A 20,503-nucleotide genomic window follows, 5' to 3' on the forward strand; every position below is an offset into this window, starting at 1 on the left:
TAAATTATAATAACTATAAACCTCATTCAGTACACTATGACGAACAAACACACCAAGGATGGAGCATATGAAATTGTTCCAAACCGAAAGAGGCTTCTATTGAATATTCATCGGAAACTGCTAATTTTCTGTAAGGTTCTTCCGTTGTTCCTGATCAGCAATTTACCATTGCATGCCGAGATATTCTCGCAGACGCTCTCCTTGAAATCCAAATCGATTAAGCTGGAACAAGTTTTTAAACTGATAGAACAAAAAACCAACTACGTTGTACTCTACAACTATAATGAATTGAAAGCTATCAATCCGGTACATGTTGATGTGCACAACGCACAGCTAAACCAGTTCCTCGATGTGGTGCTAAAAGACTTACCGTTAAACTATACCATTGATGATAAAACGATTCTTATCAGCAATAAAAAAGTAAACAGATCGCATAGAGCGGTGGAATCAAACAGTCGTAGCGGGAAAGAAGCGTCCGTACAGCGCACCATTAAAGGAACCGTAATCGATGACGAAGGGTCTCCGTTATCGGGCGTTACCGTTGCAGAGATAGGTACGACGAATGCTACGTCCACAGGAGGCGAAGGGGAATTCGAATTGCAGAGTTCCGCATCACAGGTTGCGTTGAGTTTTTCGTTGGTGGGATATGAACCTCATCGGGAAACGGTAGGCAGCAGCGGTGTTGTCCGCGTGACGTTAAAAGCTTCTATGAGTGACCTCGATGAAGTAGTCGTTGTCGGTTTTGGTACGCAGCGAAAAGAAAACCTAACCGGATCTGTTGCTTCCGTAAACATGTCGGACGTGGTCGACAGCCGTCCGATTACATCGCTGTCCGCGGGATTAGCCGGACAAGCTCCCGGCTTGTATGTCAACCAGGGATCTGGTAGGCCCGGAAATGACGGCGGTACGCTGAGAGTACGCGGGCAAGGAACACTGAACAACGCCAATCCGTTGGTGGTTATCGACGGAGTAGTTGGTGACATGAATCTAATCAACCCGCAAGATGTAGAAAGTATATCTGTGTTAAAAGATGCTGCCTCGGCCTCGATCTACGGATCACGTGCGGCGAACGGGGTAATCCTGATAACGACAAAACGTGGTAAGACCGATCAGTTCCGTTTGGTATATAATAACTACTTCTCTACGCAGCAACCATCCAATACAATCAATACCGTATCCAATTACGCGAACTATATGGAATTGATAAACGAAGGTTACAAAAATGGCGACCCGAATGCTAATCCTATTTTTTCGCAGGAAATGATCGATTTGTGGCGAGCAAATGAAGGACAAGATCCATTGAAGTATCCAAATACAGACTGGGTTGACGAAGTATTTCAACGCAAACTCAGCCAAAACCATAATTTATCGTTTAGTGGTGGAAGTGAAAAGATAAAATTCTTTGGGTCGTATGGTCTGCTGGATAACCCCGGTGTCATCGAGCAAGCAACTTATAAACGTCACAGTGGACGTGTCAATTTGGAAGCGGATGTTAAACCTTGGCTAACACTTGGCGCAAACGTGAACGGTGTGGTTTCAAAAACGGACGCGGGAACCGATATCATTACACAGGTTTTTGAATTCGCAGGTGCAAGTACACCCGGTATGGTGCTACGTGCTCCTGATGGACGTTTCGGATCGGTCAATAACCCCGAAGACGATCCGCAGGCAAATAACGTGTTGCATCGTCTTTATGGTAGGAAAGGCGACATCAACAAAAACAGGTTGGTATCTCGCTTTTTTGCAAAACTCAAACCCATAGAGGGGTTGTCGATTGAGGGGTCGTATACCTATACCTATGATGACGATTTTGTTTACTGGCAACCGTTGTTTAATAATCGTTGGAACTTTTTGTCCAATACCGTGGCTTCAGCTGGAACAGGACGTACATCGGTTACCAACGAATCTGTCAAAACATACCGGTATTACATGGACGGTATTGCGCGCTATGAAAACAAAGCAATCGATAACCGCTTAAGCTACGAAGTGATGGTCGGTGCCAGCCAGGAGTATTATAAAGACGGATGGTTCAGAGCATCCAAACTCGATCTCATCGATCCAAGTCTCTCGGTATTAAATGCGGCAACTATGGATGCCGCTGCCGCCGGTAACTTGACAGACTGGGCCATGCGTTCGTTCTTCGGTCGGATAAATTTAGCATGGGATGATAAATACCTGTTGGAAGCCAATCTAAGAACAGACGGTTCGTCGCGGTTTATGACCGGCAAAAGCCGTTGGGGTACATTCCCTTCGGTATCGGCAGGATGGAAGATATCTTCGGAAGACTTCTATAATGTAAGCTGGATGCCAACTTTAAAAATCAGGGGATCATATGGTGCATTGGGTAATAATGGGACGATCGACACCCGGTTTAGATATGATGATAAAATCAATAACTATGAATACCTTACATTGTACAATGCCGCAAACTACGTACTGAACAACCAACTCTTCGTCGGGTTTGCACAGACGGGTTTGAGCAATTCACTTTTGACCTGGGAAAGTACTTATATTCTTAATGGCGGTATTGACTTTGATTTGTTCAACTATGGCCTAACAGGTTCGATCGATGTTTTTAACAAAGTGACCAATAATATTCTGATCGATCTTCCAGCACCACTGGTGGTCGGGGATGCGACGATTCCACGTACTAATGCTGCAAAAGTCAGAAATGCCGGAGTAGAACTTAACCTGAACTACCGCGGTACGATTAAAGATGACTTCCGATACAATATTGGCGGAAACTTTACCTTTATCGATAACAAAGTCTTGAAGTTCAAAGGCGAAGACAGGGCGATCGATGGCGCAAACCTTATTCAAGAAGGCTATGCCATCAATACACAATATATTCTATTGGCGGACCGTATCGTGCAAACGGAAGCGGATATGCAATTGGTACAGCAGATGATAGACAATGCACCTATTAATCCCGATACGGGTAATCCGATGAATCCCTTTGCCGCTTATGGTAGACCTGTACTAGGTGATTTGTTGTATAAGGATGTCAATGGTGATGGTGTGATTAACGACGAAGACCGGGTACCGATAGGCAATGGGACTGCACCTCGCCTCACCTTTGGTTTCAATCTCGGCTTGGATTATAAAGGGTTTGATTTTTCGATGTTGTTGCAGGGTAACGCTGGAAATAAAGTCGTATGGACTGACAATTACTTCACACCAAATGTGCGGTGGGGATATCAGATTAATCAAGATATAGCCGATGGCAGATGGGTAGAAGGTGAAACCGATGCGAAGTATCCGCGCCTGTTGCCCTATACCGATACACGGAATATCCGTAATAGTGATTTCTGGTTACAGAATAAATCATTTTTGCGTGTAAAGAATATCCAACTTGGCTATACCTTACCGAATAGCATAACCGAGCGTTTTGCTGTCCAAAATCTTCGTGTTTTCGGATCGCTAGAAAACTTCTGGACACTCACCAATTACATGGGGTTTGACCCAGAAGTTAGTGGAACGCAGTACCCAACGATGAAACAAGCGGTGTTTGGTCTAAGTCTTACTTTTTAAACGATTAGAGATGAAAAAATATGCAATATTATTATTAGGATGTTTAGCTTTTACTTCCTGTTATAAGCTGGATACCGTCCCTTATGATAGGGTCAATGCAACCACATTTTGGCAAACGGAGGAACACGCCTTGGCCGGGGTATTGGGTTGCTATAATGCGCTAAAGAAAAACAATGTGTTCGGTCTGCAGTTCGCTTATGACAACCTCACCGATGTCGGAGTGGGATATGACCCCGTAGGTTTTGGCGAGGTAATCGCAGGGACGTTTACCGATCGTTCGAGCGGAATAGTGGATCGATGGAAATCGGGATTCGATCTAATCCAGCGTTGTAACCATGCTATTGCCCAGATACAGCAAATAGAACAATTGGAAGAAGGGACGAAAAATGTGTTCATCGGAGAGGCTAAATTCCTACGGGCACTTGTATATTTTCAATTGAGTAATTTATACGGGGCATTACCGCTATATGACGAAAGTGTGGATATCAACCGCGACTATGCTGAACTAAATAATCCACGCTCGTCAGTAGCCGATGTGATGAAGTTTATCCGGGACGATCTTCAATTTGCGATTACAAATCTTCCGGTTTCTTATGATGCGGCGCATACCGGCCGGGTAACGAAAGGGGCTGCCTACGCCCTTCGTGGAAAGGTGGAACTTTATAATAAGAACTGGGGCGCGGCTATCGCTGATTTTGAAGAAATTGTACAGAACAAGAGCAACAATTATGGGTACTCTTTAGCGGATGATTATGCTTCCTTGTTCACGATGGAAGGGGATAATCAGCCCGAAATGATTTTTGGTATCCAGAATATGGGCGGAACGGGTTTTGACTACGGTATGCCGATGGCCCTATATATGGGGACACGTTCAACATTTGGCAGCTGCTGGAACAACAGTATGCCGAGTACCCGTTTTGGAGACAGTTATGAGAATAAAGATGGCTCTCCGTTCAATTGGAACGATCACTTCCCGAATTACAACGAAAACAACGAAGTGAAAAAGCAAGCGATGGTGTCTACGCTAAGTAATGGGCAACTTAACCACGTCCCAGATACGACAAAGCTATTGGATATATACCGGAATAGAGACCCGCGTATGATGCAGACGCTGATTGTGCCTTATTCATTTTATTTGGGATGGAATGCCAATGCGCCACGCCAGATGCAGCTAGTTCTGGCCACCGGCGTGAACGAAAACTTCGGGCAGATCCGTAACAATAGAGGTTGGATGACGTATTTATGGCGTAAGTTTGTTCCGGAAGGGAATATGAATGGCGCGATTACCAATAGGGAACACGTACCTATTAACTTTCCGTTGATCCGATACGCAGATGTGTTGCTGATGCTTGCCGAAGCGTATAATGAAGACAACATGCTGGCGCAGGCGATCACGGAGTTGAATAAAGTACGGGAACGTTCGGATATGCCGGGATTAAACAGCGGAAATCCGTATCTTGCAGTTGCTGATAAAGAACAAATGCGTGAACGCATCAGCCATGAACGTAAGGTAGAACTTGCCGGAGAAGGTCTTCGCTATTTCGATCTGAAACGTTGGGAACAATTGGCAGAAGTGTCCAATGCGTTCATTGAAAAAAGTATTGTGGGGGATAATTTAGTGACCCGACAGTATCAAACCAGACATAGGATATGGCCAATTCCAGGACAGGAGATCGAAATCAACCCGGCACTAGAACAAAATAACGAATGGAAATGATAAAACACGGTATTATAATCTTATTGCTTAACATCTTTGGTCTGCATTTTACGCAGGCCGGAGATGTTGACCTATTGACCAAAAACTATACGATAGATGACGTGCAGCAATACTTGGCAACGGGTAACGGCTGGGTTGCCTATCCGGACTACAGCGACCGCACGGGATGGAAACAATTGACAGCGCCGTTCTACGATCAGCTGCTGAAAGAAGGGGATAAGTATCTGGATTACACGTGGCAGGTGGTGAAAGCAACGGATTATCTGGAATACGAGCGGTCTGGCTCGCGTGTCATTATGGAAAAACCGCTCAATGAGAATATCAAAGCACTCACGGGCTTAGTAATGGCCGAACTGGCAGAAGGTAAGGGGCAATACCTGGATCAGATTATCAATGGTTCGTGGTACGTGACCGAAATCAGTACTTGGTCACTGTCAGCCCATCTCCCGGCTTTTCAATCGTCCAAACGTACACTTCCACAACAAGGTACGCATGTGTTCGATTTGATGGCAGGTGATTTAGGCTCCCTGATGTCGTGGATATACTATTTCCTGCAACCGGAGTTCGATAAGGTAAACCCAGCTATTAGTGAACGCATTAAGCTGAATGTACAAGAACGTGTCATCGAACCTTATCTATCACGCAACGATATGTGGTGGCAGGCGTTGGATGTCGACGAAGGGCAGCTCGTAAACAACTGGAATCCTTGGTGTAATTTTAATGTGTTGACTGCGCTTTTGTTAGTGGAAGACGATACCGGTAAGAAATTACAGGGTGTTTATAAAACAATGACATCGGTCGATCAGTTTATCAATTATGTAAAAGCTGATGGCGCTTGCGAAGAAGGCCCCTCTTATTGGGGACATGCAGCCGGTAAACTTTATGATTACCTCAAGTTGTTGTCGTATGCCACGAATAATAAGGTTTCCATCTTTGAGCACCCCATCGTAAAAAACATGGGAGAATATATTTCCCAGTCCTATATTGGCGGAGATCGTTGGGTAGTCAACTTCGCTGATGCTTCCGCCAAAGGCGGCGGAGATCCGTTATTGATTTTCCGATATGGCGAAGATGTGCACAGTACGGAAATGATGCAATTCGCAAAATACCTCACCGAACAAAGATCGTCTTTCAACGTGATTGAAGGAAGAGATGCTTTCCGGACGCTGGAAAACTTTTTGTGTTATCCGGCTTTCCAAAAGCAGCAGGCGCAGCTCCCCCAAAATACTTATAAGTGGTATCCCGAGACCGAGTTCCTCTATCTCAAAGATAAAAATACCTTTTTCGCGGCGAAAGGTGGATACAATAACGAGAGCCATAACCACAACGATATCGGCAGTTTTATTTTATATAAAGAAGGGAAACCATTGTTTATTGATGCGGGTGTCGGAACGTATACAAAGAAAACATTCAGCAGCGAGCGTTACGATATATGGACCATGCAAAGCGGGTATCACAATCTTCCGCAGATTAATGGTTACGATCAGCGTTTTGGCGCTTCTTATAAATCGAAAGATGTATCATTTGATCAAAAGAAACGTGTTTTCAAACTGGATATTGCAACGGCTTATCCGGTCGAAGCGCAAATAAAAAGATGGGTACGCTCCTACGAAATGAAAGAGGGTACATTGTTTATTCATGACAATTTCAATCTAAAACAGGCCGATAGTCCAAATATCGTTCATTTTATGGTCGCGGAAAAGCCTGTTATTTCAAAAGGAAGAATATCTTTAGGAAATGGAGAGCATGCATTGACATTTGATGTCAACGAATTCGAAGCTTCGATTGATAACATAGAACAAGACGATCCGCGCTTGCGTAATGTGTGGGGCCAGTACCTATATCGAATAAATCTAAAAGCAAAAAATATGCAGCGAAAAGGCAGCTATACCTTTACCATTAAATAAGAGATTATTGACATAATAAAGTATGAACAACATAAAGAAAAACTATAAAGTTGGAAACCGGCTAGTGCTGGTTTTAGGATTAGGAATATCGCTGATCAGCTGCCAGCGGGAAAAAAAACAAACAGCAGATTTTATAGATAAAAGTTTTGCTGCCGCGGAAGAACAATATAAATTGCTTAGCGCCGGGGGGGAACGTATCCAGGCTTTTCCCCGGACGTTAGATAAAGATGGAAGTATGATCGGTACAGATGAATGGGACTGGACGGGCGGCTTTTTCCCTGGCGCATTATGGTATATCTATGAACACACGCAAAATGAAGAGACAAAGACAGACGCGATCAAGTGGACGGAAGCACTCGAAGCTGCTAAAGATCTCGACGAACACCATGATATTGGTTTTGTTATGTATTGCCCGTATGGCAACGCTGTACGCTTTTTAGATGATGAACAGAAAGTACAACAGTATAAGGATATCTTAATTCACTCGTCAGAAACGGCCTTAAAACGTTATGATCCGAAAGTGGGGCTTATCAAATCATGGAACGAAAAGGCATCATGGGATGGCGAGACGCTGTGGAAATATCCGGTTATTATTGATAATATGATGAATTTGGAGATGTTATGCTACGTGTCGGATCTTACCGGAAACCCGAAATATAGGGAAGTGGCTGTCAGCCACGCTACCAAGACCATGGAAAACCATTTTCGGGATGATTATAGCACGTATCATGTCGTGGATTATGATAGCGTAGGAAATGCCATTCATCAACAAACGAATCAAGGGTACGCGGATAATTCGACATGGTCAAGAGGACAGGCGTGGGCTATTTATGGTTTTACGTTGATGTATCGTGAAACAAAAAATCCGGCATTTTTACAGACAGCGCAACGCGCCGCAGATTTTTACATCAATCATCCAAATCTTCCGGAAGATAACATTCCCTATTGGGATTTTAATGCCAGACAGGAGGGGTATAGATCTGACGTCGATTTTTCTTCCCGAGAACTAGATTACATTCCACGTGACGCTTCTGCAGCAGCGATTACAGCGTCAGCACTCCTTGAGCTTGGTCAGTTTACCGATGGTGAAGGGGGTAAAAAGTATATCGATTTCGCTAAACAGACGTTGGAAACGTTGTCAAGCCCGGCGTATTTTGCAGAAATGGGAACCAATGGTGGTTTTTTATTGCAGCATTCTGTAGGAAGTTTACCGCACAATTCGGAGGTCGATGTACCGTTGATTTACGCGGACTATTATTATCTGGAGGGATTATACAGACTGAAAAATATGTTGTAGGTGGTTTTTAAAGCCACCTTCTATCCACGGCGAGCGCAATCAACTCCACAATGTTCTTGCATCTTGTTTTTTGAGTAATTTTTTTGCGGTGGGTGGCTACTGTTTGAGGACTGATACAAAGCTTATCCGCAATCTCCATGGTTGTTTTTCCTTGGGCTATAAGCTGTACGACCTCTATCTCTCTAATGCTTAGCATAATATCCTCGTTGTTACCATTGGAAGATATAGATCGGGGAAGTACTTTTTTACGGGCATGAGCAATGGAGAGGTTGATGGTGAGTAGCAATTGTTCTTTGTGAAAAGGTTTGAGAAGATACGCATAGGGCATAACCAGCTCAGCTTTTTGTAAGGTCTGGAGGTCGGAATAAGCAGTAAGAAACACAACCGGCGTGCGTTCGGGAACGAACTGTTGCGCGAAGCTAATACCATCGATAGTGTGTCTAAGGTTAATATCGCTCAACACCAGATCGAAAGACTGTTGTTCCAGGAATTGAATAGCTTCCTCGGGGCTGGTGGCCATTTCGGCGCAATAGCCGTTTGTCTCTAAATGAAGCTTGATGCTTTTCGCAATGATGATTTCGTCCTCCAATATCAATATGTTGGTTTCCATGGTTCACGTTAATTTATAGGTAGTTTGATAGTGAATAAAGTACCGCGGTTGATTTCTAGATCAATCGTGCCCTTTAATTCCGTTATAAGCAAATGTATCAGGTTCATTCCTTGATGTCCGGCATCCCAAATCGTGTCTTTACTAAATCCAACGCCATTGTCTTGGTATGTCAATATCATCTCGCTTCCGCTGATATCAAGACGGATCGCTATCGTTTTATTCGTTTGTTGGTCTTGAAAAGCATGCTTAATGGAGTTGGTAATCATTTCATTGATGATAAGCCCTATATAGGTCAGTCTGTTTGCTGGCAGTATAACATGTGCAATGCCAGAGTGAAAGTCGATATTTTGCCCCGAAAAAATAATCAGATCTTGGGCAAGGTTCTCGATAAAAGTATCGATATATACACCTTGTTCCGAATCGCGTACGTTGAGGAGATCATGTATTTTGGATACTGTAAAAATACGCGATTGCAGGGTGAGCAATCTATTCTGGATACGTTGGTCGCTGATTTCGAAACTTTGTATATCGATAAGGCTTGTTATCAGCTGTAGATTATTCTTGACACGATGGTTAAGCTCCTGCATCAAGAAAGAAATGTTTTCTTTTTGCTGTTGGGTCAACTCTAACGACTGATGTAGTGCTTTGTTGGCTTCCGACAGTTCTTCGGTACGCTCATTAACCATGCGGAGCAATCGGCGGTTGATTAGCCGTTGTTGATAGGTTTTATATGAAAACCCACCGGCGATGAGTGCCAATACAAACAAGATCAATCCAACCCGAAAAGCAGTTGTAGCATACCAAGGTGAGCGGATAATGACTGTTATCTCGTCGATATCGCCCCATAGTAATTCGTTATTGCTGCCGCGTACTTTGAACGTATACGTTCCGGGAGCGAGGTTGGTATATGTGGTGGAGCGGTCACGTGTCACAGGACGCCATGCTTTGTCGAATCCTTCCAACATGAATTGGTATCTGTTCTTTTTGCTCCATAAATAGTTCAAGTTCACAAAATCAAAGGTGATAACATTCTGGTCGTGTGAAAATACGAGCGTGTCTATATAAAGGATATTCTCCGCAATGGGTTTCCCGAAGAGGAGTACATTTTCGATGTGGGTTTTTCCTGTATGGGTATTGATGGGAATACTGTCGGGATGAAAGATGTTGAAACCGTTCATCCCTCCGAAATAGAGATAGCCTAAGCTGTCCTGATAAGCGGCCTTGCCGTTAAACTCATTGTTTTGCAGACCATCATCTTCGGTGTAGTTTTTAAATGTTTCGGTGCGTTGATTCAGCATGGATATGCCGTAATTGGTTGATACCCAGATATTGTTTCTATTGTCCACCTGTACCCCATATATAAAGTCGTTTGGTAACCCTGTCTGTTTTGTATAATGGGTGATTTTTCCGGTTATTGGATTCAGCTTGTTCAGTCCTTTCGAGGTACCGACCCAAAGATGGTGTTGGTCCTCCGTGATAGCAAATACGCGCTCGTTGGATAAAGAGTCGTAATAAATAATCTCTTTATTTCGTCGGATCTGGTAGAGGCCATTCTCGCTCCCTATCCATATATTGCCTTTGCGGTCGACATAACCGGTTCTGGACCCTAAAATAGGTTTGTCTAAAAGATGCACGGGGTTAGCCTTTAGGTTGTTGATGTTAAGCGCATAAATGCCACTGGCCAACGTATGTACCCATATCGTATCGAGAGAAATAGGAGTTATCTGGATGACATCCCGATCTACAATGGGTAGAGGTATTCGATCGAATCTATCCGCTTTTCGGTTATAGCGCAAAAGACCTTGATCATAGCCACCAGCCCAAAGGGTGCCTTTGTTGTCCCTAGCCAGCGTGTACCCCACAAAACCTGTTCGGTGAAGTTTGTAATCATTTGTCTTCAATCGATGCTGTACAAATCCAAATTCCGTCGCAATCCATAGATCATTTGCTGTTCGCAAAAAATTGAAAATGCTGATAAAGTCCTTTTTGGGTGCATTGTTTGCCTGGATACGCTGCGGTTTGAATTTAGTTTGATAGGGATGACAATAAAATATTCCCCGTGTTTCCGTACCTAGCCATCTCCCTCCCTGTGCATCTTTTTGATAGGCTAATACAATGGCCTCCAACTCTTTTCCACTATGGTCTATGAAAGTTAAATTTCGCCATTTCCAATCTGCTGTCAGGAGAAAATTGGTGCTGGCTCCGCTCATCAATAGCTGCCCGTCGTCCCAAGGATATATACCGCGAATAACATGTTTACTTCTTTGTATTAGTTCTTTTGTGTCCTCTGCCAACACATATAGACCCCTATCTGTTCCAATGAGCAAATCGCCATTAGGTTGTTTATACAGTACGTTTATCTGCGCTCGTTGTAGTGCCTCGAGGAAGTCGACGGCATATAACGATTTTGATTTTATGTCTAAGATAAACAAGCCACTGACGTTTGTACCGATCAAGTATTTTTGTTCATCAAGCGTTTGTATGCAGGTAACAAAATCATGTTCCAATAGCTGTGGAATCTGTAGAACTTCATATGTCAATTCATGGCGATCGAAGAGTAAACAATGCCCGGCAGTTCCTACAATCAGCAAGTCGTCAGTCGCAGCATGCAGAGCTAGGCTTTGCTTTAAGGATGGTGTTTTTTCAAAATCCAACTGCTCTGAAAAGTGAATAAACCGATCTTCTGCCAATAGGTATGCACAGAGGGCGTTTGTATGGGTGGTCATCCACAGCGTGTCGTTCTCATAATGCATCGCTCGGATAAGATCGTTTGGGAAATTGTTGTTTTGTCCGTCGGCCAGCCAAACTTTCATTTGATAACCGTTGAATCGGTTCAAACCGTTTTGTGTACCCACCCATAGATAGCCTTTTTTATCAAATTGTAGCGATGTTGCTCCTAATTGGGAAAGCCCTTGTTCCTGTGCTATTTGCAGAATAGTCAGTGTATCGCTCGGTAATAGCTGTGCATTTCCCCTCAGCCATGCTGTTATCACGATAAGATACAGGAGGAATATTCTTTTCATCGTTACGAAAGGCTAATAATTCTTTCTGGTACTAGCCAAAGTTAGGGAAACCATCTCTTGTTGCCAATACCCGTTAGTGGGTATTTTTTGCATATAACAATGAAATTTTCTAAGTTTAACGAAATCTAACAGTTTTTATGGAGCAAGAATTAGAAGAAAAATATCAGATTGGGACGCCCGCGGCTTGGGCGGCTCCATTGTCTGAAGAAGAATTGTTAACCAAAATTGTCGAAAGCGACTTTTCCCAACAACAATATGATGAAGGTAAAGACTATTGCTATTTCCTTCGCAAAATTCAATATACGGACGACACGAAAAATGCAGAATACAATTGCATGGCCTATAGTGTGCAGCAACCGGGAACATTGGAGTTTGCTGCTGTTAACGAGTTTGTGTTGTATCCGTCAGAGCAAATGATATTTCACCGTATTGCGATACTTCGCGATGGTGTACTGATTGACAAGCTTCCCGATACTAAATTCAAAGTATTGGACAATGAAGGACAGAGTTTAGATGGCGTTATTAACAGCTCGAAGAAAGTAAACATCAGTATTAAAGATGTACGTCTGTACGATATTATTCTCGTCGAAGATACCCGTGTGCTGACGTATACAGACAAGGATTTTTTGCGTAAAGAGTTGACAAAGTATGTATGGTCAAGCCCGGACGTCTATTGGGCGTATGGAAGTTATACATTTGACTTTATCAATAAACGCTCCAAACCGGTTGCCTATAAAAAACAATTTTTCCGTGACGAGCAGGGTGCATTGTTGCCCGTAGAAGAGGGGGTGATAGCTTCAGGAGATACCTTTTCGTTACGCCATGAGAACTACCTTAACCCAGTGGATGTCAATCGTGAACTTTTCCCTTTTATTGACTTTGCAACACAATATACGTACGAAGAATTGCTCGGTTTGGTGATTCCTTATTATGAAGCCGCATTGACCGCTAAACCTCTTCCAGCGTATGCGCCTGATTTGGTGGCTAAACTGGATGCCCTTGGCGATAATATCGAAGCGAAGATTCAGTTGGCAATCGAATTTGTACAGAACCATGTCCGATATATTTATAATGAAGAGGAGATGCACGGACATAAGCCGCAAGATCCGTGGGTGACATATGAATTTAAACAAGGGGATTGTAAAGCGAAAACCGTGCTGCTCAAATGTGTGCTCGATTATCTGGGTGTCGATTCGTCCGTTGCCTTGGTGAATTACAATGCAGACTATTATTTGAAGTACTATTTACCGTCATTGTTCAACTTTAACCACGTCATCGTAAAAGTTCACCATAACGAAAACGATTATTTCGTGGATGCTACCTATCGCGACGAATATGGCATGCTCGAGAACCGTACATTTATCAGTTTTCTGAACTATATGGAAATCAAGCCTCATGGTGCTTTACAGCAGCGCGGATCATATAGAAGTCCCCATTTTGCTATTTCTGATGAGATTACGCTCGATGTCAACGAGGAAGTGGGAACCATCAACATAAAAACGACCTATCGCTACGGTCGCGCGAACGGTATGCGGCGCTATGTGAAAACTACCAATAAAAAAGCAGTGATAGACAATACCAATAATTTCGTTTTCAGCTGTATGGATTTTGTAGAAAGTGAAAATGGAAATGACAAACGTGAGGTATTTAAAGACGCTTCGTTGATCGTAGTAAGTGACGATAAAATGAACAATATCTTTGTAACGTTATATACAGCAACTATCGACAAGCCGTATTATGTAGGGAATGATGGTCGAAAATATCTAAAATTCTATGACGGTAACATCTTGAAAAACCACTTAAAGGACTACGTGCTGAAAGATGTCAGTTTCTGGCATTCGTATGATAGTGAACGCTATTCGATCACCATCCGCTCGGATAAACCGATAGATACGCAGGATCAGTATACGAATAGACAAATGGATGTAGACTATGAGCTGTTCAAGTATAGTTTAAAGAAAAAAGTGGACAAGTATGGTGCTACAGCAGTGATTGAATATATCCCACTCTCTAATGTGGAAGTACCGGTGGAAGATATTCCAAGCCTGCGCGACAAATATGCGGCAATAGGTAAAGAAAGTGCTTTTGGGTTAGGAGTGGCAATTGCTAAGCCAGGCTTTTTTGATTCGATTAAAGCATTGTTTGGAAGATAAATAGAGGTAGGCACTTTGCCTACCTCTATTTATCTTCCAAAATCATCCTCTACCCGCACAATGTCACCTTCATCAGATGGGTTGTTGACATCTGTATGTTGCCATATTTCGGCGACTACACCGTAAGTTTTCAACCCGATTAAGCGATGGCGTTCGCCTTGGGAAAGTCGGATAACATCGCCCTCTTTTAGCTTTTTCAGTTCGTTTTGCTGATCCGTGGGACTGGTGATGATACCAACCTCCCCTTGCGTAACACGCCAGATTTCCGCGCGACGGTGATGATACTGCCAAGATAAACGTTTTTCTGGGGCAACTACTAGGATTTTAGGACTTAATTTACCGGCTATTTTGAGGTTTTGTACATCTAATCCATCAAAATAGATGTTTGCAAACTGCTGCGCCTGTTCCTCGGCGATGACAAAGAAACCACCCCAGGGACGGGTTTGATCAATATGCTCAATAGCAAACCCTTGGCCTTTTAATTTTTCTTCGATCTGGCTAAATAATTCGCCTTTATTAACGTATTCTTCTGACATATCTTTTTTTTTGTGAGCAATTGTAAAAAATAATTAGCAGCTATGTTTAATAGCTCTGTTTTTATTTGGTGAAGTTATGAGTTTTCTTGAAATTACGCAATACATGTTTCTAACCTCCTTAACTTTTCCTACATTTGATGTTCAGTAACATGCTTAACAATCCCAAAAAAGAAAATCGATGGAAGAATTAAAATTTGATAAACAAAACGAAGCTTTTTTGCAGGCGATTTCTTTTGTAAATCAAACAAACCAGCATTTGTTCCTAACGGGTAAAGCAGGTACTGGAAAAACTACTTTCTTAAAATACATTAGGGAGAATTCGCATAAAAAGATGGCGGTTGTTGCCCCCACGGGCGTGGCAGCCATGAATGCCGGAGGAACCACACTTCATGCACTCTTTTGGTTACCGTTCGGAACATTTATCGAAGACTATCCATTGCAGTGGAATGAACAGGATAGTCATATATACAATAAGAACCGGCTTTTTTCTACCATTAAACTGACCAAACAGCGAAGAGCTATTTTACAGGAACTGGAACTGTTGGTAATTGACGAAGTTTCAATGGTGCGTGCTGACACACTGGATGCTATTGATGTTATCCTGAAATCGGTACGTCGTGATATGCGACCATTTGGTGGCGTGCAGATGCTCTTTATAGGTGACCTTTATCAGTTGCCGCCCGTTGTTCGAGAACACGAATGGCAGGTTTTACGTGGTCATTATAGCAATCCTTTCTTTTTCGATGCCAAAGTTTTGCGAGAGCATCCACCCGTTATATTGGAGCTTAGCAAAATCTATCGGCAAAACGATAGCTATTTCATCGAGCTGCTGAACAATATCCGCAATAATAAATGTTCAGCAGATGATCTAGAGAAGTTAAACGTTCATTATCAAGATGATTTTTCTCCTGCTGAAGGAGAGCAATATATTACCTTAACCTCGCACAATAAATTGGCGGACGCCATTAACCAGGAACAACTGGCAAGGTTGAAAGGAACGATGCATAATGTACGGGCTGTCGTGAAAGACGAATTTCAACAGGCTTCCTTTCCTGCGGATGAAATGCTTCCTTTAAAATTAGGTGCGCAGGTTATGTTCATTAAAAATGATAGTGGGGAAGACAGGAAGTTTTTTAATGGAAAAATAGGAACGGTTAAGGAACTCAATCTGGACCGCCATCAGGTCGTTGTGGGATTTAATGACGGTTCGGATGATGTCGTGGTACGTCGTGAAACCTGGGAGAATATCCGATATAAATATAATAAAGGTGAAGATAAGATAGAGGAAGAGGTGATGGGGACATTTTCACAATTCCCATTGCGGTTGGCATGGGCCATTACTATTCACAAAAGTCAAGGGCTTACCTTTGATAAAGCTGTGATCGACGCAGGGACTTCGTTTGCCGCAGGACAGGTGTATGTTGCGTTGAGTAGACTCACGGGGCTGGAGGGATTGGTGTTGAAATCTAAAATTCCTATGCATTCCATCCGGACAGATCCCCAAGTGGTCGATTTTATGCAGCGGATGATGCCTAACGCAGAAGTCGCAAAAATATTGGAATCATGCCAACGTAGCTATTTGGGACAGATTGTACTGCAAAGTTTTCGATGGGGAACCTTGGTCGAGAGTGTTGACGAGTTGAAAGAATCGTTAGCAAACCGAAATATTGACGGCAAAGATACCGCTTTGGCCTATCTAATGGAAATTTCTACCGTACTCAAGGAACAAGAAAAGGTGGCGAATAAGTTCGTTACCTTATTATATACCATGTTACGGGATAAGGAAGCATTGGATTATAGTAAAATCTGCGAGCGGACAAAAGCCGCGGTAGCGTGGTTCTTGCCTCGACTTGACGAAGAGATATTGCTAACGATGCAAGAGCATATCGAAGCTTGGGCAATTAAGAAGCGCACCAAAAAATATGTACAAGAATTGCGGTCGATCCTATTGGATTTTAGGCGTAAGAAGGAACAGTTGGCGCATTGCTTGACGATTGCGGATATCTTGACAAACGAAGGTGATTTGTCTCATCAAGTACAAACACTTAGCCAGTACGAAAAAACAAAGGATAGTGAAATTAAGGAAGCGGAAGAAGAAGGAGTCGAGAAAGATACCAAAACTATTTCGTTAGATTTGTTCCTCGATGGGTTAGGTGTGGATGACATTGCGCAGAAACGTGGTATGGTCGCGGGGACAATTTACGGACACCTCATTCATTTTGTAGGAAATGAAGTGGAAGCTGAAGATTTAATAGAAAGTACGAAACTGGAATTGCTATTGGATGTATTGCGTAAAAATAATGGGAAGTCTTCTTCAGAGATCAAGATCATACTCGGTGAAGATTATTCCTACCCGGATATAAAGTTGGGGCAAAAGGTGCTCGAAGTGGAGGGCTCGTCGAGATAATCACGAAAGGTGAAAATGGAAAAATCAAATCCCAGGAAGATGGCTACATGGATTGGTGTACCCTTCCAGATGTTGGCGACTATCTTTGCGGGTTATTGGCTCGGAAGCTGGCTGGATGAAAAGTATGCGGTAGAAAAAAGCTGGTGGACAATAGGGCTGACCTTATTCGCGGTATTGATTTCTTTATATCAGCTTATTGTACAGGTTCAACGTATGGGGAAGAATGGAAAATAAATTAATAACACATTGGAAATATTAAACGCCACAGGGCAGTTTGCCTGGAAGCTATTGCTGGGAAGTGTATTTGTTTTTGGCGGCGCGTATATTATGCAGCAATCACTAGATCTCCATTTTTTAGATAGCACTTTTGTGCCACTCTGTATATTGTTGTATTTGGTTACGGTATTTGCTTACGCGGTATCGTATCTTGGAATACATAGTAATCCGGAACTTGGTGTGTACGCGATTCTTGGTGGTGTCATGATAAAAATGCTGGTATCGCTTGGCATTTTTATGGTTTTTCTGTATGGTTTTAAAGTAGAAAATAAGGTGTTATTAGGCCTAAATTTTTTTTGTATATATTTATTAATGTCCTGCTTTGAAGTTATCATTTTGTTACGTAACTTGCGGCGCAAAATAAAATAGCTAAAAATATTGTATAGATGGAAATAAGCCACTTTTTAACTTCAGCCAAGATCAGAACTTTGATGATTTTGTGCGTTTTTCTAGCTTCTTTCTCTTCGTTTGCCTCCTCTTTAAATACTACATCTGCACCGGAACAGCATGCCGAAACAGCGGATGACCATGCACACGAGAAGAAGGGTTTTGACATTACAGCTTTTATTTTCCATCACATCGGCGATTCGCATGAATTTACCATTTTTGGTGGCGACCCTGAAGGTAAATCAAAATGGGTTGGTATTTACCTGCCTGTTATATTATATACGGAAAATGGTTTGGTAACTTTTTGTTCCAGTGAATTTGAGCGGAACGACGATGGTACTAAAATCGTTGAGAAAAAGGGGCAGCAGTTCATTAAATATCACGGTAAGATTTATTACGCAGCGAATCAGGCAAATGATCACGGTTCTTATATTGTATATGATGAAGAACATCATGCTACAAATAAACGTCCGTTAGATTTCTCCATTACAAAAAACGTATTCAGTATCTTTTTAGGATTCATCGTATTGGTTCTGGTATTCTTTGCAGTTGCAAGAGGGTATAAGAAAAATGCAGGGAAAGCCCCAAAAGGTATTCAATCCTTTATGGAGCCGATCATCCTTTTTGTGCGGGATGAAATTGCTATTCCAAACTTAGGACATCGATACGAACGCTTTATGCCTTATTTATTGACCGTGTTCTTTTTTATATGGTTTATGAATGTATTGGGTTTAGTGCCGTTCTTCCCAGGGTCTGCCAACGTAACAGGAAATATAGCCGTGACGATGGTATTGGCCGTCATCACGCTATTGATTATTTTATTTAACGGAAATAAGTATTACTGGGGACATATCTTTAATCCACCGGTGCCTTGGTGGTTGAAGCCGCTGATGATCCCTGTAGAGATTATTGGTGTGTTTACGAAGCCTTTCGCGTTAATGATTCGTTTATTTGCGAACATTACGGCAGGTCACATTTTAGTGTTGTCCTTGTTATGTTTGCCATTTATCTTCAACGCAAGTGCTGTAGCCGGAGGTTCGGTTATATTTACTATCTTTATCAGCTTGATCGAATTGTTAGTTGCTTTTATACAGGCGTTTATTTTTACAATTCTTTCTGCATTGTTCATCGGTATGGCTATCGAAGAACATCACGAACATTAATAATAGACTAAGGGAACAATTTTTCAACTAATATATATTTTAAAACTATGACTGGTACATTAGCCGCAATTGGAGCAGGTTTAGCTGCTATCGGAGCTGGATTAGGAATTGGTAAAATCGGTGGTTCTGCAATGGAATCGATCGCTCGCCAACCTGAAGCTGCTTCAAAAATCCAAACTGCCATGTTGATCGCTGCTGCCTTTATCGAGGCGGTTGCTCTATTCGCAGTAGTTGTTTCTTTGATCGCTTAATAATAGCTTCAAGAAACGCAAAGGACTAAAAGAACCTGTTTTGGGGTTGCCACTTCGGGTTCTTTTATTTGTCCACAATCAATAGTTAAAAAAGTAAAACTTAAACGTCATATATAGCATAATAATATGGATTTATTAATTCCCGAAATTGGTCTGATTTTCTGGCACACCGTTAGTTTCTTGATCCTGTTATTCTTGTTGGGTAAATTTGCTTGGAAGCCGGTGCTAAAAGCAATTAAAGAAAGAGAAGAAAATATCCAAAATGCGCTGGACTCAGCAGAAAAGGCAAAATTGGAAATGGCTCGTCTTACCAACGAAAATGAGCAGTTGTTAAAAGAAGCACGTGTTGAGCGGGATAATATCTTAAAAGAGGCAAAAGAACTTAAAGATAAGATCGTTGCTGATGCGAAAACGGAAGCACAAGAGTCCGGTAAAAAGATTTTAGAGCAAGCGAAAAGAGAAATTGAGGAACAGAAAAACAAAGCGTTGGCTGAAGTTAAAAATCAAGTTTCTTCTTTATCTTTGGATATTGCCCGGAAAGTATTAACAAAAGAATTTGACGACCAGTCTAAACAGGACGCTTTTGTAAGTGACTTGTTGAAAGACGTGAAGTTAAACTAACTGGCTGTTCAGATTTTAAAATAAAAATATGTCAATTTTTACAGTTGCATCCAGATACGCTAAATCTTTACTGGATCTAGCGCAGGAACAAGGACAATTAGATGCCGTGAAAGGAGATATCGATGGCGTAATTTCGGTGTTGAAGTCTAATTCTGAGCTGTTGGCTATCCTTAAGAACCCGATTATTAAAGGTGATAAGAAACGCAATATCTTAGCGGCGATTTTTGAAGGGAAGATCAATTCCGTTATCCTTTCTTTCTTTTATATTTTGGTGAACAAAGGGCGTGCAGGTATTTTATTGGATATTGCTCAGGAGTTCGTTCGTGAATATAACGAGACAAAAGGTATTGTGAAGGCATCCGTCACATCGGCTACAGCGCTTTCTGAACCAAATCTTACAGAACTTCAGAAGATCATTGCAGATGAAATTAAAGCAGACGTTATTCTGAAGAATATGGTAGATCCATCTTTAATCGGAGGTTTCGTAGTTCGGGTAGGAGATAGGCAGATGGATGCAAGTATTGCTGGCAAATTGAGTAAATTGGAAAAGCATTTTGCAGCACAAGGTATATAATCCTTGGTATTGAAGTTAAAATAGAATCAAAAACCCCTTATAATAATAAC

Annotated in this window: 15 protein-coding genes; 12 read left to right on the top strand and 3 right to left on the bottom strand. The window is 42.2% G+C overall.

Annotated elements, in window-relative coordinates:
* The first annotated feature begins 36 nt into the window (after window positions 1-36).
* Genes G5B43_RS13645 through G5B43_RS13660 form a run of 4 tightly spaced genes read left to right on the top strand, consistent with a single transcriptional unit; the run spans window position 37 to window position 8,452 of the window.
* Window positions 37-3,531, top strand: coding sequence for a TonB-dependent receptor (locus G5B43_RS13645; protein ID WP_165295357.1), 3,495 nt, complete (start codon window positions 37-39; stop codon window positions 3,529-3,531).
* A gap of 10 nt (window positions 3,532-3,541) precedes the next feature.
* Window positions 3,542-5,248: a RagB/SusD family nutrient uptake outer membrane protein gene (locus G5B43_RS13650; RefSeq protein ID WP_165295358.1), complete on the top strand. Its 1,707-nt coding sequence runs from the start codon at window positions 3,542-3,544 to the stop codon at window positions 5,246-5,248.
* On the top strand, window positions 5,239-7,155 hold the full coding sequence (locus G5B43_RS13655; RefSeq protein ID WP_165295359.1) for a heparinase II/III family protein: 1,917 nt from the start codon (window positions 5,239-5,241) through the stop codon (window positions 7,153-7,155). Before G5B43_RS13650 ends, G5B43_RS13655 begins: the two co-directional genes overlap by 10 nt.
* Window positions 7,156-7,177: 22 nt before the next feature.
* Window positions 7,178-8,452 carry a glycoside hydrolase family 88 protein gene (locus tag G5B43_RS13660; RefSeq protein ID WP_165295360.1) on the top strand — a complete coding sequence of 425 codons (1,275 nt, stop codon included), beginning with the start codon at window positions 7,178-7,180 and terminating at the stop codon, window positions 8,450-8,452.
* 7 nt (window positions 8,453-8,459) lie between these two features.
* On the opposite strand, the gene G5B43_RS13665 is transcribed toward G5B43_RS13660, so the two are convergent.
* Window positions 8,460-9,062, bottom strand: a complete 603-nt coding sequence (locus G5B43_RS13665; protein ID WP_165295361.1) for a DNA-binding response regulator — start codon at window positions 9,060-9,062, stop codon at window positions 8,460-8,462.
* 8 nt (window positions 9,063-9,070) lie between these two features.
* Window positions 9,071-12,085: a two-component regulator propeller domain-containing protein gene (locus G5B43_RS13670; RefSeq protein ID WP_165295362.1), complete on the bottom strand. Its 3,015-nt coding sequence runs from the start codon at window positions 12,083-12,085 to the stop codon at window positions 9,071-9,073.
* A gap of 137 nt (window positions 12,086-12,222) precedes the next feature.
* On the opposite strand from G5B43_RS13670, the gene G5B43_RS13675 reads away from it, so the two are divergent.
* Window positions 12,223-14,238: a hypothetical protein gene (locus tag G5B43_RS13675; RefSeq protein WP_165295363.1), complete on the top strand. Its 2,016-nt coding sequence runs from the start codon at window positions 12,223-12,225 to the stop codon at window positions 14,236-14,238.
* Between the two features lie 29 nt (window positions 14,239-14,267).
* Here G5B43_RS13675 and G5B43_RS13680 read toward each other — a convergent pair whose 3' ends face one another.
* Window positions 14,268-14,774 carry a phosphoheptose isomerase gene (locus G5B43_RS13680; protein WP_165295364.1) on the bottom strand — a complete coding sequence of 169 codons (507 nt, stop codon included), beginning with the start codon at window positions 14,772-14,774 and terminating at the stop codon, window positions 14,268-14,270.
* A 178-nt stretch (window positions 14,775-14,952) separates the two neighbouring features.
* On the opposite strand from G5B43_RS13680, the gene G5B43_RS13685 reads away from it, so the two are divergent.
* The 7 genes from G5B43_RS13685 to G5B43_RS13715 all read left to right on the top strand — a co-directional run bounded on the left by G5B43_RS13685 (window position 14,953) and on the right by G5B43_RS13715 (window position 20,453).
* Window positions 14,953-17,181 (top strand): helix-turn-helix domain-containing protein, encoded by a 2,229-nt coding sequence (locus G5B43_RS13685; RefSeq protein ID WP_165295365.1) that lies wholly within the window; start codon window positions 14,953-14,955, stop codon window positions 17,179-17,181.
* Window positions 17,182-17,220: 39 nt separating this feature from the next.
* Complete coding sequence (locus tag G5B43_RS13690; protein WP_165295366.1) at window positions 17,221-17,415, top strand: AtpZ/AtpI family protein; 195 nt, start codon at window positions 17,221-17,223, stop codon at window positions 17,413-17,415.
* 12 nt (window positions 17,416-17,427) lie between these two features.
* Complete coding sequence (locus G5B43_RS13695; protein ID WP_165295367.1) at window positions 17,428-17,826, top strand: hypothetical protein; 399 nt, start codon at window positions 17,428-17,430, stop codon at window positions 17,824-17,826.
* Between the two features lie 17 nt (window positions 17,827-17,843).
* Entirely contained in the window at window positions 17,844-19,007 is a 1,164-nt protein-coding gene (atpB, locus tag G5B43_RS13700) for a F0F1 ATP synthase subunit A (RefSeq protein ID WP_165295368.1), read from the top strand.
* 47 nt (window positions 19,008-19,054) lie between these two features.
* Complete coding sequence (gene atpE / locus G5B43_RS13705) at window positions 19,055-19,258, top strand: ATP synthase F0 subunit C (RefSeq protein ID WP_105727133.1); 204 nt, start codon at window positions 19,055-19,057, stop codon at window positions 19,256-19,258.
* A gap of 126 nt (window positions 19,259-19,384) precedes the next feature.
* Entirely contained in the window at window positions 19,385-19,879 is a 495-nt protein-coding gene (locus G5B43_RS13710; protein WP_165295369.1) for a F0F1 ATP synthase subunit B, read from the top strand.
* Between the two features lie 28 nt (window positions 19,880-19,907).
* Window positions 19,908-20,453 (top strand): F0F1 ATP synthase subunit delta, encoded by a 546-nt coding sequence (locus G5B43_RS13715; RefSeq protein WP_165295370.1) that lies wholly within the window; start codon window positions 19,908-19,910, stop codon window positions 20,451-20,453.
* The last annotated feature ends 50 nt before the right edge of the window (window positions 20,454-20,503 follow it).

Source organism: Sphingobacterium sp. SGR-19 (assembly GCF_011043555.1).
Lineage (GTDB): Bacteria > Bacteroidota > Bacteroidia > Sphingobacteriales > Sphingobacteriaceae > Sphingobacterium.